The organism is Pseudomonas sp. NPDC096925, from assembly GCF_044762545.1.
In the GTDB taxonomy this organism is placed as follows: Bacteria; Pseudomonadota; Gammaproteobacteria; order Pseudomonadales; family Pseudomonadaceae; genus Aquipseudomonas.
Window position 1 is genome coordinate 865,822 of sequence record NZ_JBIWEM010000001.1, and the last position, 24,013, is coordinate 889,834.

Annotated in this window: 28 protein-coding genes and 1 tRNA gene; 13 read left to right on the plus strand and 16 right to left on the minus strand. The window is 63.5% G+C overall.

Annotated features, from left to right (window positions below):
- The first annotated feature begins 1 nt into the window (after position 1).
- Both ACIQYU_RS04220 and ACIQYU_RS04225 read left to right on the plus strand, forming a co-directional pair.
- Positions 2 to 526, plus strand: a complete 525-nt coding sequence (locus ACIQYU_RS04220; protein WP_402798352.1) for an ankyrin repeat domain-containing protein — start codon at positions 2 to 4, stop codon at positions 524 to 526.
- A gap of 60 nt (positions 527 to 586) precedes the next feature.
- Entirely contained in the window at positions 587 to 1,117 is a 531-nt protein-coding gene (locus ACIQYU_RS04225; protein ID WP_207832303.1) for a hypothetical protein, read from the plus strand.
- Positions 1,118 to 1,241: 124 nt separating this feature from the next.
- Here the strand turns inward: ACIQYU_RS04225 and ACIQYU_RS04230 are convergent, their stop codons facing one another.
- Positions 1,242 to 2,180, minus strand: a complete 939-nt coding sequence (locus tag ACIQYU_RS04230; protein WP_063911672.1) for a ZIP family metal transporter — start codon at positions 2,178 to 2,180, stop codon at positions 1,242 to 1,244.
- 124 nt (positions 2,181 to 2,304) lie between these two features.
- On the opposite strand from ACIQYU_RS04230, the gene ACIQYU_RS04235 reads away from it, so the two are divergent.
- The 4 genes from ACIQYU_RS04235 to ACIQYU_RS04250 all read left to right on the plus strand — a co-directional run bounded on the left by ACIQYU_RS04235 (position 2,305) and on the right by ACIQYU_RS04250 (position 5,703).
- On the plus strand, positions 2,305 to 2,496 hold the full coding sequence (locus ACIQYU_RS04235; RefSeq protein WP_012271091.1) for a PLDc N-terminal domain-containing protein: 192 nt from the start codon (positions 2,305 to 2,307) through the stop codon (positions 2,494 to 2,496).
- Positions 2,497 to 2,675: 179 nt separating this feature from the next.
- Positions 2,676 to 4,751: an LTA synthase family protein gene (locus ACIQYU_RS04240; protein ID WP_207832301.1), complete on the plus strand. Its 2,076-nt coding sequence runs from the start codon at positions 2,676 to 2,678 to the stop codon at positions 4,749 to 4,751.
- A 206-nt stretch (positions 4,752 to 4,957) separates the two neighbouring features.
- Complete coding sequence (locus tag ACIQYU_RS04245; RefSeq protein WP_207832299.1) at positions 4,958 to 5,194, plus strand: hypothetical protein; 237 nt, start codon at positions 4,958 to 4,960, stop codon at positions 5,192 to 5,194.
- A gap of 176 nt (positions 5,195 to 5,370) precedes the next feature.
- Positions 5,371 to 5,703, plus strand: a complete 333-nt coding sequence (locus ACIQYU_RS04250) for a ribonuclease E inhibitor RraB (RefSeq protein ID WP_063911675.1) — start codon at positions 5,371 to 5,373, stop codon at positions 5,701 to 5,703.
- Between the two features lie 54 nt (positions 5,704 to 5,757).
- On the opposite strand, the gene ACIQYU_RS04255 is transcribed toward ACIQYU_RS04250, so the two are convergent.
- Together ACIQYU_RS04255 and ACIQYU_RS04260 are read right to left on the minus strand one after the other, a co-directional pair.
- Entirely contained in the window at positions 5,758 to 6,558 is an 801-nt protein-coding gene (locus ACIQYU_RS04255) for a c-type cytochrome (protein WP_402798355.1), read from the minus strand.
- A gap of 66 nt (positions 6,559 to 6,624) precedes the next feature.
- On the minus strand, positions 6,625 to 6,867 hold the full coding sequence (locus ACIQYU_RS04260) for a hypothetical protein (RefSeq protein ID WP_128637193.1): 243 nt from the start codon (positions 6,865 to 6,867) through the stop codon (positions 6,625 to 6,627).
- A gap of 219 nt (positions 6,868 to 7,086) precedes the next feature.
- Between ACIQYU_RS04260 and ACIQYU_RS04265 the strand changes: the two genes are divergently transcribed.
- Positions 7,087 to 7,818, plus strand: coding sequence for an amidotransferase (locus ACIQYU_RS04265; RefSeq protein ID WP_063911677.1), 732 nt, complete (start codon positions 7,087 to 7,089; stop codon positions 7,816 to 7,818).
- A 32-nt stretch (positions 7,819 to 7,850) separates the two neighbouring features.
- Here the strand turns inward: ACIQYU_RS04265 and ACIQYU_RS04270 are convergent, their stop codons facing one another.
- The 3 genes from ACIQYU_RS04270 to ACIQYU_RS04280 all read right to left on the minus strand — a co-directional run bounded on the left by ACIQYU_RS04270 (position 7,851) and on the right by ACIQYU_RS04280 (position 10,459).
- On the minus strand, positions 7,851 to 8,822 hold the full coding sequence (locus ACIQYU_RS04270) for a magnesium and cobalt transport protein CorA (protein ID WP_207832295.1): 972 nt from the start codon (positions 8,820 to 8,822) through the stop codon (positions 7,851 to 7,853).
- Positions 8,823 to 8,886: 64 nt separating this feature from the next.
- Positions 8,887 to 9,606 (minus strand): 1-acyl-sn-glycerol-3-phosphate acyltransferase, encoded by a 720-nt coding sequence (locus ACIQYU_RS04275; RefSeq protein WP_207832293.1) that lies wholly within the window; start codon positions 9,604 to 9,606, stop codon positions 8,887 to 8,889.
- 163 nt (positions 9,607 to 9,769) lie between these two features.
- The gene (locus ACIQYU_RS04280; protein WP_015269365.1) at positions 9,770 to 10,459 is read right to left on the minus strand and encodes a crotonase/enoyl-CoA hydratase family protein; all 690 of its coding nucleotides are present in this window, start codon (positions 10,457 to 10,459) and stop codon (positions 9,770 to 9,772) included.
- Positions 10,460 to 10,657: 198 nt separating this feature from the next.
- Between ACIQYU_RS04280 and ACIQYU_RS04285 the strand changes: the two genes are divergently transcribed.
- Positions 10,658 to 10,747 (plus strand) — tRNA-Ser (locus tag ACIQYU_RS04285).
- 204 nt (positions 10,748 to 10,951) lie between these two features.
- Here ACIQYU_RS04285 and ACIQYU_RS04290 read toward each other — a convergent pair.
- The 4 genes from ACIQYU_RS04290 to ACIQYU_RS04305 form a co-directional block, all read right to left on the minus strand.
- Positions 10,952 to 13,084 carry a TonB-dependent siderophore receptor gene (locus ACIQYU_RS04290; RefSeq protein WP_402798358.1) on the minus strand — a complete coding sequence of 711 codons (2,133 nt, stop codon included), beginning with the start codon at positions 13,082 to 13,084 and terminating at the stop codon, positions 10,952 to 10,954.
- Positions 13,085 to 13,281: 197 nt separating this feature from the next.
- Complete coding sequence (locus ACIQYU_RS04295) at positions 13,282 to 13,662, minus strand: hypothetical protein (protein WP_207832289.1); 381 nt, start codon at positions 13,660 to 13,662, stop codon at positions 13,282 to 13,284.
- Positions 13,663 to 13,820: 158 nt separating this feature from the next.
- Positions 13,821 to 15,008: an MFS transporter gene (locus tag ACIQYU_RS04300; RefSeq protein WP_207832287.1), complete on the minus strand. Its 1,188-nt coding sequence runs from the start codon at positions 15,006 to 15,008 to the stop codon at positions 13,821 to 13,823.
- Between the two features lie 139 nt (positions 15,009 to 15,147).
- Positions 15,148 to 15,897, minus strand: coding sequence for a 3-oxoacyl-ACP reductase family protein (locus ACIQYU_RS04305; protein WP_233694394.1), 750 nt, complete (start codon positions 15,895 to 15,897; stop codon positions 15,148 to 15,150).
- Positions 15,898 to 16,015: 118 nt separating this feature from the next.
- Here ACIQYU_RS04305 and ACIQYU_RS04310 point away from each other — a divergent pair, with 118 nt between their 5' ends.
- The gene (locus tag ACIQYU_RS04310; protein WP_241106394.1) at positions 16,016 to 16,954 is read left to right on the plus strand and encodes a LysR family transcriptional regulator; all 939 of its coding nucleotides are present in this window, start codon (positions 16,016 to 16,018) and stop codon (positions 16,952 to 16,954) included.
- A 27-nt stretch (positions 16,955 to 16,981) separates the two neighbouring features.
- Here the strand turns inward: ACIQYU_RS04310 and ACIQYU_RS04315 are convergent, their stop codons facing one another.
- A complete protein-coding gene (locus ACIQYU_RS04315) occupies positions 16,982 to 17,452 on the minus strand; it encodes a GreA/GreB family elongation factor (RefSeq protein WP_207832284.1) in 471 nt (156 codons plus the stop codon).
- A gap of 2 nt (positions 17,453 to 17,454) precedes the next feature.
- Positions 17,455 to 17,853: a hypothetical protein gene (locus tag ACIQYU_RS04320; RefSeq protein ID WP_233687172.1), complete on the minus strand. Its 399-nt coding sequence runs from the start codon at positions 17,851 to 17,853 to the stop codon at positions 17,455 to 17,457.
- A 130-nt stretch (positions 17,854 to 17,983) separates the two neighbouring features.
- Between ACIQYU_RS04320 and earP the strand changes: the two genes are divergently transcribed.
- Entirely contained in the window at positions 17,984 to 19,111 is a 1,128-nt protein-coding gene (earP, locus tag ACIQYU_RS04325) for an elongation factor P maturation arginine rhamnosyltransferase EarP (RefSeq protein ID WP_233687171.1), read from the plus strand.
- 48 nt (positions 19,112 to 19,159) lie between these two features.
- The gene (gene efp, locus ACIQYU_RS04330) at positions 19,160 to 19,729 is read left to right on the plus strand and encodes an elongation factor P (RefSeq protein WP_013971530.1); all 570 of its coding nucleotides are present in this window, start codon (positions 19,160 to 19,162) and stop codon (positions 19,727 to 19,729) included.
- Between the two features lie 151 nt (positions 19,730 to 19,880).
- Here efp and ACIQYU_RS04335 read toward each other — a convergent pair whose 3' ends face one another.
- From ACIQYU_RS04335 to ACIQYU_RS04345, 3 genes are all read right to left on the minus strand, one after another.
- Positions 19,881 to 20,309, minus strand: a complete 429-nt coding sequence (locus ACIQYU_RS04335) for an organic hydroperoxide resistance protein (RefSeq protein ID WP_063911688.1) — start codon at positions 20,307 to 20,309, stop codon at positions 19,881 to 19,883.
- Between the two features lie 141 nt (positions 20,310 to 20,450).
- The gene (locus tag ACIQYU_RS04340) at positions 20,451 to 20,909 is read right to left on the minus strand and encodes a MarR family winged helix-turn-helix transcriptional regulator (protein ID WP_063911689.1); all 459 of its coding nucleotides are present in this window, start codon (positions 20,907 to 20,909) and stop codon (positions 20,451 to 20,453) included.
- Between the two features lie 58 nt (positions 20,910 to 20,967).
- A complete protein-coding gene (locus ACIQYU_RS04345) occupies positions 20,968 to 21,921 on the minus strand; it encodes a LysR family transcriptional regulator (protein ID WP_207832277.1) in 954 nt (317 codons plus the stop codon).
- 113 nt (positions 21,922 to 22,034) lie between these two features.
- Here ACIQYU_RS04345 and ACIQYU_RS04350 point away from each other — a divergent pair, with 113 nt between their 5' ends.
- Entirely contained in the window at positions 22,035 to 22,784 is a 750-nt protein-coding gene (locus tag ACIQYU_RS04350) for a sulfite exporter TauE/SafE family protein (RefSeq protein ID WP_402798365.1), read from the plus strand.
- A 43-nt stretch (positions 22,785 to 22,827) separates the two neighbouring features.
- Here ACIQYU_RS04350 and ACIQYU_RS04355 read toward each other — a convergent pair whose 3' ends face one another.
- A complete protein-coding gene (locus tag ACIQYU_RS04355; RefSeq protein WP_233687170.1) occupies positions 22,828 to 23,679 on the minus strand; it encodes a LysR substrate-binding domain-containing protein in 852 nt (283 codons plus the stop codon).
- Positions 23,680 to 23,775: 96 nt separating this feature from the next.
- Here ACIQYU_RS04355 and ACIQYU_RS04360 point away from each other — a divergent pair, with 96 nt between their 5' ends.
- Positions 23,776 to 23,994: a DUF1127 domain-containing protein gene (locus ACIQYU_RS04360; RefSeq protein WP_063911691.1), complete on the plus strand. Its 219-nt coding sequence runs from the start codon at positions 23,776 to 23,778 to the stop codon at positions 23,992 to 23,994.
- Positions 23,995 to 24,013: the final 19 nt, after the last annotated feature.

Here is a 24,013-nt window from a genome sequence, read left to right on the forward strand (position 1 = left end):
AATGTCCAGCCAACCCACGCCCGTCGCCATGACCGACGATGAAACCGCTGCCTTCGCCGAGCAAGTGTTCGAACGTGCCCGCCAAGGCGATGCCCAGATGCTTGGGCTCCTGCTTGCCAGCGGCCTGCCGGCCAACCTGCGCAACCACAAGGGTGACACCCTGCTGATGCTGGCCAGCTACCACGGCCACCACGACGCGGTGCGCGTGCTGCTGGCGCACGGCGCCGACCCGCTGATTGCCAACGACAACGGCCAGTTGCCTATCGCCGGTGCCGCGTTCAAGGGGGACCTGGCCATGATCCGCCTGTTGCTGGAGCACGGCGTGCCGGTGGACGCCGCCGCGCAGGATGGCCGCACCGCACTGATGCTGGCGGCCATGTTCAACCGTAGCGAAATCCTCGACTACCTGCTGGCCCAGGGCGCCGACCCGGCTCGCCAGGATGCCCGCGGTGCCACCGCACTGATGGCGGCGCAAACCATGGGGGCCGTGGACACCGCGGCACGCCTGCAAGCGCTGGCCGGCTAACCGCAAGGGGGCATTTGCGGCTATCCTTGGCGACTTTTCACCCGTCGCAGGCCCCCTTTCATGAAAACTCAGTTGCTCGAATTCATCAGCCTCATTGGCGCCGGCTGCATGCGCGAGGAAGACATCGAGCGCATCGCCGACGAGGCCGCCCAGGCCTACGCCGACCCCGCCGCTTTCCTGGCTGCCAACCCCGACATCAACTACGACGACAGCTTCCCCATCCCGCTGGGCGAATGGGTGGTGCTGGGCAGCCTGCCGGACACCGTGGTGTTCCAGGCCGACAGCTACCAGGACCTGTTCCAGCAGATCAGCGATTCGTTCGACCAGAGTGTGCCGTTCACCCTCAAGCCCAAGCAGCTGGCCCGCACCGAGCCGCTGACCGCGCTCAATCGCATCCAGGTGCAGATGGGCGCACTGAATAAAGAGGCTGGTGGTTATGTGCTGCTCAACTTCAGCCAGTTGCTGGATGACGAGCTGCAGATGGTGATGGTGGGGCAGAACGACCTGGCGCGTGTGCTGGAGCTGGGGGCAGAGTTGGGGATCAGGGTCGAGCCGGCCCTGGAGGCCCTGAAGGTCGCCGTACACATCTGATTTCAGCGTTTGCTTCTTCGCGGGTAAACCCGCTCCCACAGGATAATCACTGGGCCTGAGGGCAGTGGAGTACCTGTGGGAGCGGGCGAGCCCGCGAAGAGGCCGGCTCAGGCAACCTGAAACTTCAGCCCAGCGCGGTATCGAGGAACATCATCACCGCAAACCCACCCATCAACCCCAGGGTCGCGGCCGTCTGGTGGCCATTGCGGTGGGTTTCGGGAATCACTTCGTGGCTCACCACAAAGATCATCGCCCCCGCCGCCAGCCCCATGCTCACCGGGTAGGCCAAGGCAAAACCGGTCGAAATCCCCAGGCCGATCACCGCGCCCAGCGGCTCCATCAGCCCCGACCCGATCGCCACCAGCGCGGCCTTCAGGCTCGACAACCCGGTTGCGCGCAAGGCCAGCGCCACAGCCAGCCCCTCAGGGATGTCCTGGATGGCGATGGCGCTGGTCAGCGGCAGGCCGATGTTCATGTCGCCATTGGCAAAGCTCACGCCAATGGCCATGCCCTCAGGCAGGTTGTGCAGGGTAATCGCCAGCACGAACAACCACACCCGGCTGATGCGCTCGGCCTCTGGGCCGCACGGGCCGGTGCTCTCGTGTTCATGCGGGGTGAAGCGGTCCAGGCCCAGCATCAGCAACACACCCAGGCCCATGCCCAGCACCACGGTAAAGGCCGCGGCCGGGCCGTTGCCGGTAATTTCGCGGGCGGCATCCAGGCCCGGCAGAATCAGCGAGAACGAACTGGCCGCCAGCATCATGCCGGCGGCAAAACCCAGCATCACGTCCTGGGTGCGCGCCCGCACATCGCGCAGCACCACCGCCAGCACCGCGCCCAGCGCCGTGGCGCCAAAGCCGGACAACCCGCCCAGCATGGCCAGGTGCAGGTTGTCGGCATGGTCGCCGTTCACCGCGTTCCACAGGCTGGCGGCCAGCAGCAGCACCACCGCCAGCAGGCTCAACCCCAGACCGGCGCTGAGCCAGGGGGTGTTCATGGCCTGTTGGCGCCAGGCGTTCAGCAGCGAGGGTGGGGTGGCGCTTTGGGTGTGGGCGGGGGGCATGTGAACCTCGAATCTGTGGATACCGGCAGTCTACTCAGGGACCTGCGCCAATCGCCAAGGATTCCCTTCTATTGCCTTGATAGCTGGCTATGCTGTGGCAAAGCCTCTGGACAGGAGTTTAGGCATGGGTTCGACGTTCAACAGCCTGGTCGGGCTGATCATCCTGGCGCTGGATATCTGGGCCATCCTCAATGTGATCAAGAGCGGCAGCGAAGTGGGCATCAAGGTGTTGTGGATCTTGCTGATCGCCTTGCTGCCGGTGGTGGGCCTGGTGATCTGGGCGATTGCCGGGCCGCGGGGGAATGTGCGGATCTGAATGTCTGTTACGGCCTCTTCGCAGGCGTGCCCGCGAAGAGGCCGTAACAGACAAAACCGGCAATACCCCCGTGACAAAATTTTCACATTGGTTTAAACAGAATCCGCACCCGCACAATGCTGCGTTGGTATACACCTGCGCCATCTCCGCAAACCCGCAATCCTAGGACCTTCCCATTCATGGCTAACCCGGACGCCTTGAAGCAACGGGGCGCGCGAGCGTCGTTCTCGCCCACCCTGAAATCCCACCTGGCCTACACGCTGCTCAGCGGCCTGGTGATCATGCTGATGCTCAGCCTCGTGCGCCTGGCGCTGCTGGTCTACAACAGCGACATGGTCGGCGATACCCCCAGCGCGACAGTCGCCGAAGGCTTTCTCAACGGCTTGCGCTTCGACCTGCGGGTGGTGGTGTACATCAGCATTCCGCTGCTGCTGGCCATCCTCAGTCCCTGGGCCATGGCCCGGCGTGGCCTGTTCCGTTTCTGGCTGACCATCACCTCGAGCGTGGTGATGTTCCTCGGCCTGATGGAAATGGACTTCTATCGCGAGTTCCACCAGCGCCTCAACGGCCTGGTGTTCCAGTACATCAAGGAAGACCCGAAAACCGTACTGAGCATGCTCTGGTACGGCTTCCCGGTGGTGCGCTACCTGCTGGCCTGGCTGTTCGGTACCTGGCTGCTGAGCCTGCTGTTCAAGGGCATCGACCGCATGACCCGTGGCAATCGCCCCGGCGAGGTCACCCTGCAGCACCGCGCGGCGCCGTGGTACAACCGCCTGGCGGTGTTCATGGTGATCCTGCTGGTGGCCGTGGTCGCCGCCCGTGGCACCCTGCGCCAGGGCCCGCCGATGCGTTGGGGTGATGCCTTCACCACCGATTCCAACTTCGTCAACCAGCTGGGCCTGAACGGCACCCTGACCCTGATCGATGCCGCCAAGAGCCGCTTCGGCGAGGACCGCGCCAACATCTGGAAGCCGGTGCTGGAGCAGGACGTGGCGACGCAGAGCGTGCGCGAGCAGCTGCTGACCGCCAACGACACCCTGGTCGATGCCGACGAGGCTGCCATCCGCCGCGACTTCGTGCCGCCGGCCGAGCGCACCCTGCCGATCAAGAACGTGGTGGTGATCCTGATGGAAAGCTTCGCCGGCCACTCGGTGGGCGCGCTGGGCAGCCCCAACAACATCACCCCGTACTTCGACAAGCTGGCCAAAGAGGGCCTGCTGTTCGACCGCTTCTTCTCCAACGGCACCCATACCCACCAGGGCATGTTTGCCACCATGGCCTGCTTCCCCAACCTGCCAGGCTTCGAATACCTGATGCAGACCCCGGAAGGCGGCCACAAGCTGTCCGGCCTGCCGGCCTTGCTCAGCGCCCGCGACTACGACGACGTGTACGTCTATAACGGCGACTTTGCCTGGGACAACCAGTCCGGGTTCTTCGGCAACCAGGGCATGACCACCTTCATTGGCCGTAACGACTTCGTCAACCCGGTGTTCTCCGACCCGACCTGGGGCGTGTCCGACCAGGACATGTTCGACCGTGGCGCCGAAGAGCTGGCCAAGCACGACGGCAAGAAGCCGATCTACGCGCTGCTGCAGACCCTGTCCAACCACACCCCGTACGCGCTGCCCAAGGACCTGCCGGTAGAACCGGTAACCGGCCAGGGCCGCCTGGACGAGCACCTGACTGCCATGCGCTACTCGGACTGGGCGCTGGGGCAATTCTTCGAGAAGGCGCGCAAGGAGCCGTACTTCAAGGAAACCCTGTTCGTCATCGTTGGCGACCATGGCTTTGGCAACCACCAGCAGGTCACCGAGCTGGACCTGGGCCGCTTCAACGTGCCGCTGCTGCTGATTGGCCCTGGCATCCAGGAGAAGTTCGGTGCGGTCAACCACACCGTGGGTACCCAGGTCGACATCGTGCCGACCATCATGGGCCGCCTGGGTGGCCAGGCCCGTCACCAGTGCTGGGGCCGCGACCTGCTCAACCTGCCTGAGGGCGACCAGGGCGTGGGCATGATCAAGCCATCGGGCAGCGAGCAGATCGTTGGCCTGGTACAGGGCGACCGCATCCTGATCGAGTCCAAGGACATGACCCCGCGCATGTACCGCTACCAGCTGGGCAGCGAGTTCAAGGCCGAGCTGATCGAAAGCCCGGACCAGCCGGAGATGCTGAAGAAGCTGGAAGCGTATATCCAGACGGCGACCAAGAGCCTGCTGGATAACACGGCCGGTGTTGTGCACGGCACTCCAAAGTAAATCGGGGCCGTTTCACGGCCCATTCGCGGGCACGCCCGCTCCCACAGGTACAGCACAGGTTTCGAACCTTGTGGTGACCCTGTGGGAGCGGGCGTGCCCGCGAATGGGCCCGACACAAATCCCCAGACTGAACATTCTCCCTACCCCAAGGTCACTTGTTTCAGGCATCACACACCCGGTGTTCGTTGACTGAGAGGGTTCGTTCAATGAAAGAGTGGGAAGTCATCTTTGCCGACCAGAAAGGCGTCCTCACCACCTTGACGCTGCGTGGCGACCAGTGCCCCAGCGAGGAGGATGCCGCGCGGGCCATCCGTTCGCACCTGTTCCCGGTGATGGACGAGCTGGACCTCAACGACTTTCAGGACCGCGCCGTTTCCCCCACCGCTCGCTGGCTCAAGGAACAGAGCGGCGTGACCATCACCAGCATCCACGAAACACCCTGAACCACACGTTTGCGTGGCGCCCTGGCAGGCACTACGCTGCATGAAGGTACCAGCCTATTCTGCGGGTTGGCACTGCATCCCTTCGCGTCTTGCATCAGCTCGAACTGCCCGGCCGCTGCCGGCAGGTGCGTAGTGCACGGAAAGTCTATCCATCGCATTATTCAGGAGGACGTTTCATGAGCAGCCAGAACGACGATATCAGCAGCAACGTCCTGCGCCAGATGAAAGCAGGCGGTTTCGACTTCACCCAGATCCACCCCATCGAGTTCTACGCCATATTCCCCGACGAAGCAGGGGCCCGCCGCGCGGCCGGGCAGTTTCGCGGTGAATCGCTGAATGCCCAGGTGAAGGAACTGGGCGACGGTGCCTGGCATCTGGAGCTGAGCAAGGTCATGTATGCCACCCATGGCGGGATTGGTGACTTCGAAGAGACCTTCGAGCAGCTGGTGACACCTTATGGTGGTGAGGTGGAAGGGTGGGGGGTCAAGCAGGAGCGGCCCATAGCCTGAGAGTCTTGTGTTGCCTTCTTCGCGGGCAAGCCCGCGAAGAAGCAAGCACAGCCCTCAAGGCCTACGCCCAGCCATATGTCTCAGATAAGCCAGCAATTCATCCAGCTCCGGGTCACTCAAAACACTCTCTGCAAACCCTGGCATCTTCGCCTGCGGCCACTGCCGCAGGCTCTGCGGGTCACGAATCAGCTGGCGTAGATATTCAGGCTGGAAGTACTCGGTCGGGCTATGCGGCACATTCAAGTCCGGCCCCAGCTGCGCATCCCCCGCGCCGTTCAACCGGTGGCACGCCAGGCAGTTCTGCTGGAACAGGGCAAAACCCCGGCGCACCGCGCTGTCGGCCGGCAGTTTCGGGTTGGGTAGCAGTGCCGGAAAACGCGCTTCGACTGAAGCCAGCTTGCGAATCGTGGAAATCTGGAACGGCCACTGCTCCGGGCGGATGCCGCTGGCCTGCGGCGCAGTCCACACCAGGTAGAACGGCCCTGCACTCGGTTTGCCCTGGCCCAGTGCCGGCCATGGTCTGCCCGGGTCCTCCACCGCCAGCCAGGCCTGTGCCGGCCCGTGCTGCAACAGTGGCGCGGCGGGCATTTCGGCGGCAAAACCGTCCAGCGCCACCGCCTGCAGGTGGTCGCTGGCGCTCACGCCTTCCAGCAGCACGGCCAACGGCATCGCCCGATAGTGCATGGGCCGCTTGTAGGAAACGTCCTGGTCGATGCTGATGTCCCGGGCCTGCGGGTGGTCGAGCAGTTCGGCACTGCTCCACTGGCGCGTCGTGGCGCCCAGTTCAAGGTGCAGTTGCGCCGCCGACAGCGGCAGGCTCAGGAGCAACACTAACAGTGCAAGGCAGTGGCGCATGGGTAATCTCCGACCATCAAGGCCAGCAGGTTACCTGTGCGTTGCCTGTTGGCGCCACAGCGGCAGTCAGCCGAACAAACGTGTCAGGTTCGGCAGGATCAGCAGCAAAGTCGTGGCGAAGAGAATGAGCCCAGCTTGGCGAATTTTCGATTGTCTGAACATGGCGGACCGCCTTCTTGTTGTTATTCCTGAATACCCGTTGGCTTCCCTGTCGCGCTTCGGGTCGATCGCAGTGGCGTTGCGTGACGCCTGAACTGCTTGCCTCTTGAAAGTGGATATACAACCAACAGTAGGGTGTGCGTCATCCATGTTTGAGAACCCTTTCTTCTAATGCTGTGGTCCGTTGATTTCGTTTGGCTATGAGGCCAAGTGCCAGCTGGCTGGCATGCTCTCGCTAGACGGTGGCGCAAGTGCCAGCAGGGCACCGACGAAATGTGACCGTTCGTCAGTGCGGCCTACTTGCTTGTACGTGCCTTTCGCGTCAGTCTCTACAGCAGATTCCCACCCATGTCGTTCAGGACTATCCCTATGTCGTTACGCATCTGCATCCTTGAAACCGATGTCCTGCGACCGGAGTTGACGGCGCAGTACCAGGGCTACGGCAGGATGTTCGAGCAGCTCTTCTCGCGTCAGCCGATCGCCGCCGAATTTCGTGTGTACAACGTGATGAACGGCGATTACCCCGCCGACGACGAAGTGTTCGATGCCTACCTGGTGACGGGCAGCAAGGCCGATTCGTTCGGTACCGACCCATGGATCCAGACCCTCAAGGCCTATCTGCTGAAGCTATACGAGCGTGGCGAGAAGCTGCTGGGGGTATGTTTCGGTCATCAGTTGCTGGCGTTGACCCTCGGTGGCAAGGCCGAACGTGCCGAGCAGGGTTGGGGCGTGGGTATCCACCGCTATTCGCTGGCGGCCCATGCGCCGTGGATGGACCCGGAGGTTTCGGAGCTGACCTTGCTGATCAGTCACCAGGACCAGGTGACCGAGCTGCCGGAAGGCGCCACGGTGATTGCCTCCAGCGATTTCTGCCCGAACGCGGCGTACCACATTCGTGACCAGGTGCTGTGCTTCCAGGGGCACCCGGAGTTCGTGCATGACTACTCCCGCGCGTTGCTCGATGCGCGCCAGGAGCATCTGGGTGATGAGGTGTACCACAAGGCCGTGGCCAGCCTGGCCACCGAGCACCAGGGCGACCTGGTGGGGGAGTGGATGTTGCGGTTTATCCAGCAGCCGGTGAGCAAGCACGACGCGGCGTGAGAGCGCGGGGCCGCAGAGCGGCCCCGGCAATCTCAAAGCCAGCCAGACTTCTTGAAGCTGGCATACAACCCCGAACACCCCATCGCAATCAACCCCAGCACCCCGAAATACCCATAGTGCCACCCCAGCTCCGGCATGTTCTGGAAGTTCATCCCGTAAATCCCGGCAATTGCCGTGGGGAACGCCAGGATCGCTGCCCAGGCCGCGAACTTGCGCTGCACGATGCTCTGCCGTGACGACTCCAGCAGCATGCCGATCTCGATGGTCTGGCTGGCGATGTCACGGATGCCGGCCAGGTCTTCCATCTGCCGCGTCACGTGGATCTGCACATCACGGAAGTACGGGCGCATGTTCTTGTCGATGAACGGGAAGCTCAGGCGCTGCAGTTCCTCGCTCACCTCGACCATCGGCGCCACGTAGCGCCGCAGGCGCAGGATGTCGCGGCGCAAGCTGTGCAGGCGGCGGATATCGTCTTCCTGCAGCGAGCCGCCAAGCACGCTTTGCTCCAGCTCTTCGATCTCGCCATGAATGGCCTCGCTGACCGGCTGGTAGTTCTCGGTGACGAAGTCGAGCAGGGCGTACAACACGAAGTCTTCGCCGTGCTCCAGCAGCAACGGCCGCGCCTCGCAGCGCTGGCGCACCAGGGCGTAGGACTTGGAGTGGCCGTTGCGGCAGGTGATGATGTAGCCGTTGCCGGCGAAGATGTGGGTTTCGATGAACTCCAGCTTGCCTTCGTGGCGCACCGGCGAGTAGGTGACGATGAACAGGGCGTCGCCGAAGGTTTCCAGCTTGGGCCGGCTGTGCTTCTCCAGGGCATCTTCGATGGCCAGTTCGTGCAGGTTGAACTGGCACTGCAGGTTGGCCAGTTCCTCGGCGTTGGGCTCTTCCAGGCCGATCCACACGAAGTGCCCCGGCTTGCGCGCCCACTCGCTGCCTTCATCGATGCTGATGTTGGTGACCTTTCTGCCGGCGCTGTAAACCGCCGATGCCACGACTCGACCCATGGTTGTTCGCTTATTCCGGTTGGACACGGGTTACAGCTTGGGCCGTAGTGGGCTCAAGAGCAACCTAGCACTTGGCCAGTTCCCCTTCCATGCGGTCGATGCATTGCTGCATCTGCCCCCGGCACTGTTCGATCAGCGCCGGCAGGTCCTGCAGGGTCATGCCCGCCGTTGCGATCGGTGGCAGCGAGCGCACGATCACCGTGCGCTGGCGCCAGCTGTTCAGGCTCAGGCGCCCTGCATAGCGGCTGACGCACACCGGCACGATTGGCACGCCAGCCTCGATGGCCATGTGAAAGGCGCCTTTCTTGAATGCCATCAGATGCTCGCCGGCATTGCGTGTGCCTTCGGGGAAAATCCAGATCGAGGTGTCGTCCTGCAGTACCCGGGTGGTCTTCTGCATGGCCTTGCGTGCCTGGTAGGCGTTCTTGCGGTCGACCAGTACATTGCCGCCCAGCCAGAACAACTGGCCGAACAGCGGGATCCAGCCCAGGCTCTTCTTGCCGATGGCCACGGTGCGTTGCGGTACCACCTGGCCCAGCACGAACAGGTCGAAGTTGGACTGGTGGTTGGCGACGATCACGCAGCCGGGCGGCTGGTCCCACAGCGGGCCGACTTCGGCCTTGACCCTGATTCGCATCAGCCAGGTGGCCGGCAAGCTGTAGAGGCGGGCGAACACGCGGCTGTTGTCGGGGTTGAAGGGGCGGCACAGGCCAATGACCAGGCCCAGGGCACCAACCACAAGGAAATGCAGCGCCAGCAGGAACATGCGCAGTGAATAAAGCATGGTACGACTCACACCAGACAGTCGCCGGGCAGTGTACGGATGTGCACTGGTCGGGGCAAACCCTGGTGTAAGCCTGTTCCGGCCTCTGCGCGGGTAAACCCGCTCCCACAGGTGAAGCGAGACTTCTGAGGGAGCGGGTTTACCCGCGAAGAGGCCGGTCCGGCTAGCCCATATGCTGCTGGTCCAGCTCGATCGCCTTGTCCAGCGCTTCCAGCAACCCTTTGCGCACCTTCAGCTTGGTGTTCTTGTGCGCCAGCATGTTCAGCTTCTTCAGCTCTCGCGCCGCCGCCAGTGCCGCATCCTGCAACTGCTCGGCCGGCACCACCTTGTCGAGGAAGCCGGCATCCACCGCACCCTGCGGGTCAAACACCTCGGCATTGATCACCGAGCGGTGGAAGGCCGAGCGGCGCAGGCGGTCGCGGGCCAGCTCGATGCCGGCATGGTGCATGGTCATGCCGATCTGCACTTCGTTCAGGCACACCTTGTATGGCCCTTCGACGCCAATGCGGTAGTCGCCAGACAGCAGCAGGAAGGCACCCTTGGCCACGGCGTTGCCCGGGCAGGCGACCACCACCGGGAACGGGTGCGACAGCAGGCGGCGGGCGAGGGTGGAGCCGGCGGTGACCAGGCTGATCGCCTCCTTGGGGCCGCTGGTCATCACCTTGAGGTCGTAGCCGCCTGACAAGATGCCTGGCTGCCCGGTGATGATCACCACTGCGCGCTCTTCGGTGGCGCGGTCGAGCGCGGCGTTGAAGGCAGCGATGACGTCTGGCGAGATGGCGTTGACCTTGCCGTTGTTCAGGGTCAGGGTAACGATGCCGTCTTCGGCGTGGTAGGTAATCAGCTCGCTCATGGCAGAGTCCTTTTGTTGGCGTGGCGACGACGTTACCCAGCGCCGGGGGCGAGGTAAAGCAGTAAGGCTGACCGGTCGGTCAGCGTACGCCGGGGCTCAAATGCAAATGCATGAAAAAATTGAAAAAAATGCTTGCCAAAGGGAATGTCTTTCACTAAATTAGCGCACCTCGACAGGCTGCAAGGCTTGAAGAGAAACGGTGAAGTGTCCGAGTGGTCGAAGGAGCACGCCTGGAAAGTGTGTATACGAGAAATCGTATCAAGGGTTCAAATCCCTTCTTCACCGCCACATTCTACGAAGAGCCCCCGAGCTGAAAAGCCGGGGGCTTTTTGTTTTAAGGGCCTTTTGGTCTCATTTTTCTGGGCTGGCGCGATCCCTGTGGGAGCGGGCACGCCCGCGAAGAAAGCGACGCGATGTATGGCACCGGCTGCGCCGGTGTTCGCGGCGGTTCGACGCCTCGACGCGCCCGCTCCCACAGGCGCCCCAAAAAATCTAGAAGCTGACCGAAGCCGACAGCCGAGCCGTCCGCGGCGCTCCCTGGAACAGGTAGTTATCCCCCAGGTAATCCCCCACATCGCGCCAGTAACGCTTGTCGAACACGTTATCCACAGTCAGCCGCAGCACCGTGTCATACCCCCCGATGCGCGTGCGGTAGCGGCTCCCCACATCGAACACCGTATACCCGCCAACCTCCACGCTCCCCGCCTGGCTCGCATACTTGCTGGCGCTGTAGCGCGCCCCGCCCAGCAGTGCCAACCCCGGCACCGGCAGGGTGTATTCCGCCTGCAGCGCCGCCCGGAACCTGGGCACGTTGATCGCCTGGTGGCCTTCATAGGCATCGGTACCGCTGTTCTGCACCCGCGCCCGAATCGCCGCAGCGCTGGCTTGCACCTGCAGGTTCGAGGTTACCCAGCCGCTGGCGCCCAGCTCCAGGCCGGTGTTCTTCTGCTGGCCTTGCTGCACGTAGGTGAATTTGTCGGCGCCGTCCGGGCGGGCGTACTGGTATGCCTGGCGGATCTGGAACAGTGCGGCGCTGAAGCTCAGCCCTTGCCAGTCGTGCTTGAGGCCCAGTTCCACTTGGTGCGAGGTCGTCGGTGCGAGGATTTCGGCTGCGTTGCTGGCAAACCAGGGGGCCGTGCCGCCGGCTGAAAGGCCTTTGGCGTAGCTGGCGTACAAGGTGGTATCCGGTTGCGGCTTGTAGATGAGCGCGGCATTGGGCAGCAATTCGTATTGCCGGGTATGGCGGCCGGCCACCCCGTTTTCGTCCCAGGTGCTTTCATCCAGGCGCACTTCACGAGCGCCCAGTACGGTCTGCCATTGCTCGTTGAAGCTGATACGGTCGCTGACGAACAGGCCGTACTGGCGGCTGTCCAGGCGACGTTCGCTAGACCTGATGGGCTTGTCGGATGGATCAAAGGCCGGCGCGCCGGTGTAGATGTTGCCTGTGCCTATCCATTCCATATAGCTGGGGCGCTGATCCAGCGTGCGCCGCTGTGCACTGGTGCCCACGGTCAGCTCATGCCCTACCCCCAGCGCATCGAAACGCCCATTGAGCATGGCCTGAGCCTCGTCGGTGCGGCGGGTGTCGTCGGGGCTGCGGAAGTCGTAAATGTCGTAGTCGCCATTGCTGCCGAAGAACGCGCCTTCGCTCGAGCCCCAGGCAAACGAGCTGTAGTCATCGATAACCACCTTGCTGCGCGAGGCACTCAAGGTCCCGGTCCAGGCCTCGTTGAAACGGTACTCGAAGCGCCCGCCCAGGTTCAGCGAATCGTTCTGCACCGGCTTGGCCCAGTGCTGGTAGGCCAGGCGGTCGTCCGGGTCGATGCCGTGGGGCACTTCGCTGCCACCGAGCAACTGGTAACCGGGTACCGAGCGCTGTTCGCGGTGCTGGTATTCGGCATCCAGTTGCAGGGTGGCATCCGGGTTGATCTGCCAGTCGAAGGCCAGCGAGGCGAAGTCGCGCTTGCCATCGGCATGGTCGACATAGGAGCGGATGTCTTCATGGGCCAGGTTGGCGCGCAGGCCGAACTGCCGCTCGCTGCCGAACCAGCCGCCCAGGTCGGTGGCCAGGTAGCGTTCGCCCTGTTCGTTGGTCGAAACCGTGATACTGCGCACGTCTTCGGCGCGCTTGGTCACGTAGTTGACCAAACCGCCCGGCTCCGACACGCCGCTCTGCAGCCCGGACAGGCCCTTGAGCAGCTCCACCTGCTGCTTGTTCTCCAGAGCTACGTTCTGCTCGCCGGCGATGGTCTGGCCATTGATGCGGTAGCTGCTGGCGGCATTCAGCTCGAAGCCGCGCACGTTGAAGTTTTCGTAGTAACCGATGGGGGCGTAGCTTTCGCCCACCGAGGCGTCGCTTTGCAGCACTTCGCTGAGCTTGCGCACCTGGCGGTCTTCCAGCAGTTGCTGGCTGAACACGCTGACCGAAGCAGGGGTGTCGAGCAGGGGCGCGGGCTGGAAGCCACCTACTGCTGCCTGGCGTGCCTGGTAGCCGTCGTTGGCGTAGGTGTCGGACACCTGCAGCGGGGCCAGTAACACGCTGTCTTCGGCAAGCACATGAGGGCAATGCAGGGCCAGGCCCAGGCTGAGCAGGCTCAGGGGCAGGCGAGGGTGACGCGGGGGCATGCGGTGGGGCTCCTGGATGCGCACACCTGTGCCGGTCTCTTCGCGGGTAAACCCGCTCCCGCAGGGATATCACTGCACCTGAGGATAGTGATTTTCCTGTGGGAGCGGGTTTACCCGCGAAGAGGCCGGCACAGGCCATGAAAAAGGCGGCATCTTACAGCCGCCTTCAACATAAAACGATCCAGGCCCGGTGATATTCAGTCTTGGTTGGCCGGCCGCTTGTGCTGCCGCCAGTTGTCATCGATCTTCGACCAGGTCTTGCCATCGGTAATGGCCATGAGCTTGCGCCCATCCTTGAAGGTAGCCAGGAAGGTAGCTTGTTCTTCCTTGCCACCCAGCCACAGCCCGGCCAGCAACCCCACCGGCCCGGCTACCAGGGCCCCGGCCATGCCCCAGCCCAGGGCACTGCCCAGGCTACGGCTGGATTCCAGGCTGGCCAGCCGGAGGTCGCTGATGCGTGCCAGAGAAATCCGCTCGCCCGGGGAGGGGCTGCGCGGGGTCTTGAGTGTGAGCGATCCGTTGCGATACTCGCCTTCACCTTGCAAGAAATCGCCGGATTGCACCGTGAGTCTTGTCATAACGTCGTCCTGTCAGGGAAAGGGCATTGACCAGCGCCTACTGAGCGCTGCCCAGGCGGGCAAGTCAACGGCCATGCGACGGAGGGTCGTGCGGTGCATTGTCGCCATGGCTAAGGGCCTCTTCGCGGGCACGCCCGCGAAGAATCCAATAAAAAATTTCAGGCCGCTTGCAAAGCGTTCTTGCGCTTACGCTCCGCCAACCCCCAGGCCAGTAACGCCAGCCCGCCAATCACCAACCCGGCCACCACAATTCCCATCCAGCCCTGGCGCTGGAACAACTGCGTGCCCAGCAATGACCCCAATGCCCCGCCAATGAAGTAGCAGGTGATATACCCGGCATTCAGCCGCGTGCGCGCCTCGGGCCGCAGGGCAATCACTGCATTCTGGTTGCTCACGTGCACCAGCTGCACCGCCAGGTCGAGCATCAGCACGCCCAGCAGCAAGGCCGGCAAGGACTGCTCGGCATAGCCCAGCGGGACCCATGACAGCAGCAACACCACCAGCCCCACGGTGGTACCCAGCGAGCCCTTGCCACGGTCGGCCAGGCGCCCGGCCCAGTTGGCCGACAGCGCACCCGCTGCACCGGCCAGGCCGAACAGGCCTATCACTGCGTCCGAATAGTGGTACGGGCCTTTCGCCAGCAGGAACGCCAGTGGCGTCCAGAACAGGGCGAACAGGCTGAACGCCAGCAGGCCGAGTAGCGAGCGCAGGCGCAGCACCGGTTCTTCGAAGAACAGGCGGAACACCGAGCCGATCAGCGCCGGGTATTTCAGCCCGGCATGGCTGTGGTGTTGCGGCAGGCTGCGGTGCAGCGCCACGGCGGTGATGGCCATCAGCACTGCGGCCAGCACGTAGATGCTGCGCCAGCCACCGAGCTCGGCCATGAAGCCGGCGGCGGTACGCGCCAGCAGGATGCCCAGCAGCAGGCCGCTCATCAGCGTGCCGACCGCGCGCCCGCGCTGGTGTGGCTCGCTGAGGCTCGCGGCCATGGGCACGAGGATTTGCGCCACTACCGAGAACAGCCCGGTCAGCGCCGTGCCAAGGATCAGCCAGGGCAGGCTCGGTGCGCAGGCACTGATGACCAGGCCCAGGGTGGAAATGGCGGTCATTACGGTGATCAGCCGGCGCTGCTCGAACAGGTCGCCCAGCGGCGCCAGCAGCAACAGGCCGGCGCCATAGCTGAGCTGCGCGGCAATGACGATGCTGCCGGCGCTGGCGGTGCTCAGGCCGAACTGCTGGGCAATGCTGTGCAGCAGCGGTTGCGCGTAATAGTTACTGGCTACGGCCAGGCCGGTGGCGGTGGCCATCAGCAGGATCAGGGCACGGCTGAGCGTGGGGGTGTTCATGCAGTTCTCGTGGCGGGCAGGAGTAAAGGGGGGATTATCGGAAAGTGTCGGGCACTACATCAATGCATTGTGTGGCAGAGCCTGTGCCGGCCTATTCGCGGGCATGCCCGCGAAGAGGCCGGAACACGCAACCCTTCAATCAGGCAGCAAACCCGCCATCGACCGTCAGGCTGGCCCCAGTGACATACCCCGCCTCAGGCCCCGCCAGGTAAGCCACGAAGCTGGCAATCTCATCCGCCTCGCCATACCGCCCGATCGCCATCAGCGGGATCAGGCTGTCAGCGAACTCGCCGCTGGCCGGGTTCATGTCGGTGTCCACCGGCCCTGGCTGAACGTTGTTCACGGTAATGCCCTTCGGCCCCAGGTCACGGGCCATGCCGCGGGTCAGGCCGACCAGCGCCGACTTGCTCATGGCATAGGGGGCGCCACCGGCAAACGGCATGCGCTCGGCGTTGGTGCTGCCAATGTTGATGATGCGCCCGCCTTGGCCCATGTAGCGGGCCGCGGCCTGGCTGGCGACGAATACGCTGCGCACGTTCACCGCCAGCATGTGGTCGAAGTCGGCCAGGTCGAATTCGGTCACCGGCGCTACCGCCAGTACACCGGCGTTGTTGATCAGGATATCCAGTCGGCCGAAGGCCTTCACGGTGTCATCCACAGCCAGTTGCACGGCTGCCGCGTCGGCACTGTCGGCCCGCAGGGCCAGGGCTTTGCCGCCGTTGTCGGTAATTTCCTGAACCAGCGCCTGCGCCGGGCCGGCGGAGCTGACATAGGTGAAGGCCACCTGTGCGCCTTCGCGGGCCAGGCGTCGCACGATGGCTGCACCGATGCCGCGGGAACCGCCCTGTACCAGGGCGACTTTGCCTTCGAGGGTGTGTTGTTTGGACATGCTGATCTCCTGCTGGAAGCCAGGCCGGAATGCCTTGGATGGGCGCAGTATCGGCGCTTGATTACCTGCTGATAAGATGGCAATCACTATTAGCAGAGTAAACCTTTGGTTGCTAATCATGGCCATGGAATCGTTCAACGCGTTGGAATGCTTCATCCGCAGTGCCGAGGTCGGCAGTTTTGCCGAGGCCGCCAGGCGCCTCAGCATTACCCCGGCTGCCGTGGGCAAGCATGTTGCCCAGCTGGAAGCACGCCTGGGGGTGCGGTTGTTCCAGCGTAGTACCCGCAAGCTGACCCTGACCGAAGCGGGGCAGCGATTTCTGGGGGAGGTCAGTGACAGCTTCCGCACCATCCAGTACGCCGTGGCTAACCTGGCCAGCAGCGAAGGCCAGCCGGCCGGGTTGTTGCGGGTGAGCATGGGCACGGTATTCGGGCGCTTGTATGTTTTGCCCTTGCTGGGTGAGTTCCTGCGTCGCTACCCGGCCATTACCCCGGACTGGCATTTCGACAACCGTCAGGTCGACCTGATCGGCCAGGGCTTCGATGCGGCGATTGGCGGTGGCTTCGAACTGCCGCCAGGGGTGGTGGCGCGCAAGCTGACCCCGGCGCACCGGGTGCTGGTGGCGGCGCCGGCGTACCTGGGGCGACACGCGCCGATTGACGACCCGCAGGTATTGCAACGGCATGACGGTATCCTGATCCGTTCGCCGCAGACCGGGCGGGTGCGCTCATGGCCGTTGACCAGCCGCTGGCAGGTGCAGCAGCCTTTGCAGTTGCGCCAGGCGATGACCATGAGCGATTCGGATGCGGCTTGCGCGGTGGCCGAGCAGGGCTTGGGGATTGCCCTGGTGAGCCTGCCGTTTGCCGTGCCGTACCTGGAGGGCGGGCGGCTGCGGCGGGTGCTGCCGGACTGGTATGTGGACGATGGGTATATCAGCCTGTATTTCGCCGAGCACAAGCTGCTGCCGGGCAAGACCCGGGCGTTTATCGACTTTGTGGTGGAGCAGTTTGCCGAGCAGGGGTTGGCGCGGCGGTTCGATGCCTTGCAAACCCTTTAGATGTGTATTGCCGGCGATTGGGCCCGGTCAGGCAACATCGACTATGAATAGTGCCTGTGCCCCCAGGCTCACCTCATCATCAACCTTCTTGCCGAGCAACTGCTGCCCCAGCGGCGAGCGCGGGGTAATCACCGTCACCAGCCCGGCCCCCTCGCCAATCTTCAGCCCCGCCGCCTCAGGCCCAAGGAACAACCGGCGCTGGCTGCCATCCTCGTCTTCCAGGGTTACCAGGTTGCTGATCTGCACCCCACGCGCCGGGTCATAATCGCGCAGCAGCAGTTGCTGGTAAGTCTGCAGTGCCATGCGAATCTCGGCGCTGCGGCGGGCCTGGCCGGTGGCCAGGTACGAGGCTTCCAGGCCAAGGGTGTCATACTTGTTCTCGGCGATGTTCTCTTCAGCAGTGGCGGCTTCGTACGCGGTTTGCGCCGCGCGGGTTAGCACATCCAGGTCATGCTCGAGGGTGGCGACGATCTGCGCCAGCAGGTGGGGCTTGTTCATGGTCAGTAACAGAACTCCAGCACGTTGGCCTGGCTTTTGTCGGTAGGCGCAGTGCGGTTCTGCTGCAGCCAGAACTGGCACTTGGGGCTGTTGAGGTTGCGCGGGTTGCCCTGGGCGGCCTCGGCGGCCTGTTGCAGTTCCTGCTTGTGCAGGATGTCCTTGTAGCGTTCGAACATCTCCGCCTGGGCATCCGCCACAGGGGCTGGCGCTGGCGGCGTGGCAGGCCGGTACGCGCTGGGGGCCACGGCCTGGGCCAGTGGCTGTACCTGCTGTGGCCACAGTTGCAGGGCCAGCCACAGGCTGGCGGCGATGGCCACGGCGCCCAGCCACAGGCCAAAGGCAACGCACAGGATCAACGGCAACGGCTTGAGGGCGATCTTCAGTTCACGGTGGCGCGGCATGGCAGCTTCCTGGCAGGTGGATCGGGGTGCATTGTCGCATGCGTCTGGGCATTTTTCCGCGCAGGTGCTTTTGTCAGCGACAATTTATGCGCAAAATGCGCGGTTTTTCCGCCGGGCGAGGGCAGGGCACATGAAAGCCACCTGGGACATCTTCTGCAGCGTCGTCGACAACTACGGCGATATAGGCGTGACCTGGCGCCTGGCCCGGCAGCTGGTGGCCGAGCACGGGCTGGCAGTGCGCCTGTGGGTGGATGACCTCAATGCGTTCACGCCCATGTGCCCAGGGGCCGATGCCACCGCCCAGCAGCAGTGGCAGCACGGTGTGGACGTGCGCCAGTGGCCGGTGACCTGGTTGCCGGTGGCGCCGGCTGATGTGGTAATTGGTGCCTTCGCCTGCCAGTTGCCAGCACCTTATGTAGAGGCAATGCGTGCTCGCGCCACGCCGCCGCTGTGGCTGAACCTTGAGTACCTCAGTGCCGAGGACTGGGTGGAGGGTTGCCATGGCTTGCCTTCGCCGCAGCCCAATGGCTTGCGCAAGGTGTTTTTTTTTCCCGGCTTTACCGAAAAAACCGGTGGCCTGCTGCGCGAGGGCTCGCTGCTGGCACGGCGTGATGCGTTCCAGCAGGGCGCACGGCAGGCCTTCTTGCAGGGGCTTGGCGTAAACCCTGAAGCGGGGGCGTTGCTGATGTCGCTGTTCGCCTACGAAAACCCGCAACTGGGCAACTGGCTCGATGCCATGGCCTCAGGTGAGCAACCTTGTCACTTGCTGGTGCCGCAAGGGCGCGTTGTCGCGGGGCTCAGCCAGTGGCTTGGCGAGGCGCCGCTGCAAGTGGGCAGCGTGCGCAAGCGAGGGGCGCTGACCGTGCAGGTATTACCTTTCGTCAGCCAGGACGACTACGACCGGTTGCTGTGGAGCTGTGATTTCAACGCCGTGCGTGGCGAAGACTCGTTCGTGCGCGCGCAGTGGGCCGGGCAGCCGATGCTGTGGCACATCTACGTGCAGGACGAGAATGCCCATTGGGAAAAGCTCGAAGCGTTTCTCGCGCATTATCGACACGGGTTGTCAGGCGATGCCGATGCAGCCCTGCTTGGCCTGTGGCGTGCCTGGAACATGGACAGCGACATGGGCCAGGCCTGGCAGGCGGCCCGCCAGCACTGGCCAGAACTGCGGCAGCATGCCCGGCGTTGGGCGGCGCGACAGGCCGCTCAGCCGGACCTTGCCACAGCGCTAGTACACTTTTACCGAAATTCGCTATGATACGCGGCCTCGATTTTTATAAATCCATCCAGATTCGGATACTTCGTAATGAAAACTGGTAAAGAACTGAAACCCGGTACCGTCCTGCGGATCGACAACGACCCATGGCTGGTTCAAAAAGCTGAGTTCACCAAGTCGGGCCGTAACAGCGCGATCATGAAGACCAAGCTGAAGAACCTGTTGACCGGCTACAAGACCGAAACCGTCTACGGTGCGGACGACAAGCTGGACGACGTGATCCTGGATCGCAAAGAAGCGACCCTGTCGTTCATCAACGGTGACGAATACACCTTCATGGACACCACCGACTACACCATGTACGAACTGAACGCCGAGGACATCGAAGCCGTTCTGCCGTACATCGAAGAAGGCATGGAAGACGTCTGCGAAGCCGTGTTCTTCGAAGGCCGCCTGGTATCGGTTGAACTGCCGACCACCATCAGCCGCCAGGTTGTCTACACCGAGAACGCTGCACGCGGCGACACCTCGGGCAAGGTCATGAAGCCTGCCAAGCTGAAGAACGGTACCGAGATCTCGGTTGCCGACTTCATCCAGATCGACGAGTGGATCGATATCGACACTCGCGACAACAGCTTCAAAGGCCGTTCCAAGAAGTAATACTTCTTGTGAAACGCAAAAAACCCGGCCTTGGCCGGGTTTTTTCATGCCTGCGTTTTTGCAGTTCTCGATGCTTGCTCTTGTTTTTGTGGGAGCGGCCTTGTGTCGCGATGGGGCGCAAGGCCGCGCCCACAAGGGGATCGCGCCAGCCTTAAACGGTTACGTGCAGGCGCACATCCACATTGCCGCGGGTGGCGTTGGAGTACGGGCACACCTTGTGCGCCTTTTCCACCAGCCCTTCGGCATCGGCCTGGGCCAGGCCCGGCAGGTTGATGTGCAGGTCGATGTCCAGGCCGAAACCACCCGGAATCTGGCCGATGCCCACCTTCGCGGTGATCGAGGCATCCGCTGGCAGGGCTTTTTTCTCTTGCCCGGCCACGAACTTCAAGGCGCCGATGAAGCATGCCGAGTAACCGGCGGCGAACATCTGCTCGGGGTTGGTGCCGTCACCGCCTGCGCCGCCCAGTTCCTTGGGGGTGCTCAGGTTGACAACCAGTTTGCCGTCACTGGAGCGGGATTTGCCATCGCGCCCACCGGTGGAGGTTGCTTCTGCGATGTACAGCGGAGTGACCTTTTGCATCTTGAGCCTCGCTAATGTGCTGTGCGCTCCCCGTCTGGAGGAGGGCGCGGGTTGGTGTGGGATTTAAATTAGCGCGCAATTAGTTAGCGCGCAAGATAAATCTTCACCGCTCGTCCGAACGGCCATCGCACAGCATAGCTGTCAGAGGTTTTTCTGCAGGTTCTCGCGCAGCGCCAGCAAGTCGGCCTGCAGCTGTTGCAGCTGTTCAAGGCTGCGTCCACTGGCCTTGAGGATGCACTGTGGCACTTCCCTGGCCTGCTGCTGAAGGGCGCGGCCCTTGTCGGTCAGTTGCACCAGCACCACCCGTTCGTCCTCGCGGCTGCGGTTGCGCTGCAGCAGGCCCTCGCTTTCCAGGCGCTTGAGCAGCGGCGTCAACGAGCCGGGGTCGGTCAGCAGGTGCTGGCTGATCTCGCCTACGGTCAGGCCGTCGCGCTCCCACAGCACGAGCATGGCCAGGTACTGCGGGTAGGTCAGGCCCAGGGCCTGCAGCAGCGGTTTGTAGACCTTGGTCATCAGCAACGAGGTGGAATGCAGGGCGAAACAGACCTGGTTGTCCAGCAGCAGCTCGTCACAGGAGGAGGCTTGGGTGTCGGCGTTCATGCAGGTCCTTGAAGGTAATCAATGGAAAAGTCTGGCGCGCTGATCATTAGTGCGCGCACTACTCGTGCAGTTCACTGCGCAAGGCCAGGTCCCAGGGCGGAATCGGGCTGAAGCGGCTCTTGAGGAATTCGAGCAGCAAACGGCTGCGAGAGTTCGTTTCATGTTCCAGGCGTAGCGCGTAGATACCGCTGGTTTCCGCTTCGGGCAAGCCCCCGTCGCAAAACAACGGTATCAGTTCGCCGCGCAGCAGGTATTCGCTGATCAGCCAGGTGGGCAGGTGGGCGATGCCTAAGCCGGCGAGGGCGCCGAACAGCAGGGTTTCGGCGTTGTTGGCGGCCATGCGCATGCGTGAGGGGCGGTACAGGCGGGTTTGCCCGGCCACGTTGAAGCGCCAGGCGAATGGCGGCGCCAGGCCGTCCCAGTCCAGGCCATCGTGCCCGGGCAGTTCGCTGGGGCAGGTGGGTATGCCGCGGCTGGCCAGGTAGGCCGGGCTGGCGCAGGCGATGCGCACCATGTAGGCCAGTGGCGTGGCGACCAGCCGGGTGTCGGCCAGGGGGCCGGCGCGCAACACCAGGTCGACCTCGCCCAGGTGGCTGCCCTGCAGGTCGACGAAGCTGTCGATCAGGCGCAGTTGCACATCCAGGCCCGGGTAGGCCACCAGGAAATCGGCGATGGCCGGAGCCAGGTGGCGGCGGCCGAATGCGGCAGGGGCGTCGATGCGGATCAGGCCTTCTGGGGCATTGCTCAGCGACACCGCTTCGGCGCGGGCCAGGCGCAGTTCCTCGATGATGCGCCTGGCCCGTTCGGCAAAGGCATTGCCCGCGGGGGTGGCGCGCACGGCATGGGTGCTGCGGGTGAACAGGCGGCTGCCCACGGCGTTTTCCAGGTTGTCGATGCGCCGGGCCACGGCGGACGGGGTCAGCGGGTGGCGGCGGGCGGCGGCAGAAAAGCTGCCGGTTTCCAGCACGTCGAGGAACAGGCTTAGCTGGTCGGTCAGGGTATCGGGGCTCATGGCTGCCTTGCTTTTGCGAGAAACGCACAGCCATTGTGCGCTGCTATGCGTTTCCCCGCCAGCCCGCAATCGTTAGCATGCTCGCATTATGTGTACAGGCGGATGAGGCTCTGATGATCGAGTGGTTGTTGTATATCGTGCTGGGCGCAGCCCTGGGGACCATGGGCGGCTTGTTCGGCATTGGCGGCGGGCTGATCGCCATCCCGGCGTTGGGCGTGCTGTTTGGCCTGGACCAGCAGTTGGCGCAGGGCACGGCGCTGGTGATGGTAGTGCCCAATGTGCTGCTGGCGCTGTGGCGTTATCACCAGCGTAACCGCATCGAGCTGCGCCATGCCGTGCCGCTGTCGCTGTGCAGCTTCGTGTTCGCCTGGCTGGGGTCGATCTGGGCGGTGGGGCTGGATGCGCACTCCATGCGCCTGGGCTTTGTCGGCTTCCTGGTGGCCCTGGCGGTGTGGAACGTGGCGCGGATGTTCATGAAGGTGACGCCTCCCAGCGCCGAGTTGCGCTATGCCTGGCCGTGGCTGGGTGTGCTGGGCAGCTTTGCCGGGACCATGGGCGGCTTGTTCGGGGTGGGTGGGGCTGTGGTGGCCACACCGATCCTGACCAGTGTGTTCGGTACCACCCAGGTGGTGGCGCAGGGGCTGTCGCTGGCGCTGGCGGCGCCGAGTACCTTGGTGACCCTGGTGACCTATGGGGTGCACCACAGTGTTGACTGGGGGGTGGGAATTCCGTTGGCGGTGGGGGGCTTGCTCAGCATCAGCTGGGGGGTGAGGTTGGCCCATGCGTTGCCGGAGAAGGTGTTGCGGGCGATGTTCTGTGTGTTTTTGGTGGGGTGTGCGGTGATGCTCGGGTTTGAGCTTTGAGATTTTGGGGCCGCCTTGCGGCCCGTCGCCGGCAAGCTCCAGGTTACTTGAACCCTTCGACAATGTAGTCGGCCATGCAATCGGTAATTGGCGAAGGGGGCTGGGTACTGCGCACCAGCATCACATTGGCCACCGGCAACTGCGGCAACCCTTCGCTCTCGCCCAGAATGCGGATATTCCCGCCAATCAGGCTCTGCAGCTGCGCAGTCACCGCCAACCCTGCGGTGACAATGGCAAAGATCGCCGCCAGGCTCGGGCTGGTATAGGCGATGCGGTAGTCGATGCCCTGGGCTTCCAGGGCATTGCAGGTCCAGGCCCGGCAGAAGCAGTCGGTGTTGAACAGGGCCACCGGCATGGGGCGCTGTTCCTGCGGGCAGAAGCCTTCGGCGGCGGCCCACACCAGGCGTTCCTGGCGCAGTAGCTGGCCAATCTCGTTGCCCGGCTCACGGGTGACGATGGTCAGGTCCAGGTCCTGGCGCAGCATCAGTTGCTTGGACGAGTCGCAATGCACCTCAACCTGCACCAGCGGGTAAGCCTGGGCAAAGCTCGACAGGATATTCGGCAGAAAGCGCATGGCGTAGTCGTCCGGCGTGCCGATGCGTACTACGCCGACCATGTGCGGCATGCGCAGGGTGTTGAACACTTCCCCGTGCAGCTTGAGGATGCGCCGGGCATAGCCCAGCAGCACTTGGCCTTCGGCAGTCAGCCGCACCTGGCGGCCGTCGCGCTCGAACAGCTGGCGCTGCAGGATGTCTTCTTCCAGGCGTTTCATCTGCATGCTCACCGCCGACTGGGTGCGGTTGACCACCTCGCCGGCGCGGGTGAAGCCGCCTTGTTCGGCGATGGCAACGAAGGTGCGCAGCACGTCCGCGTCGAGGCTCTGGTACTGGGACATTGCATCAATCTCCGAGATGCATGGCATCAGAAACATTCGTTGGATTGATCTTATGCCTGGCAGGAGACTGGAGCCATCAACACGGAGGGCTTCACGATGAAAGGTCATGTCAGCAGCATCCAGCAACCTGCCTTTTCCCTGAACCACCTGTGGCATGCAGTCCTGCAGCGTCCTGTTCGCTGGCTGCAGCTGTACCGCCAGCGTCAGGAACTGGCCAGCCTCAGTGACGCAACCTTGCACGACCTGGGGTTGAGCCGGGCGGATATCCAGCAAGAGGCCGAGCGGCATTTCTGGGATGACCCGCTGCGTAAATAGGCTAAGTTTGTCGGTGGAA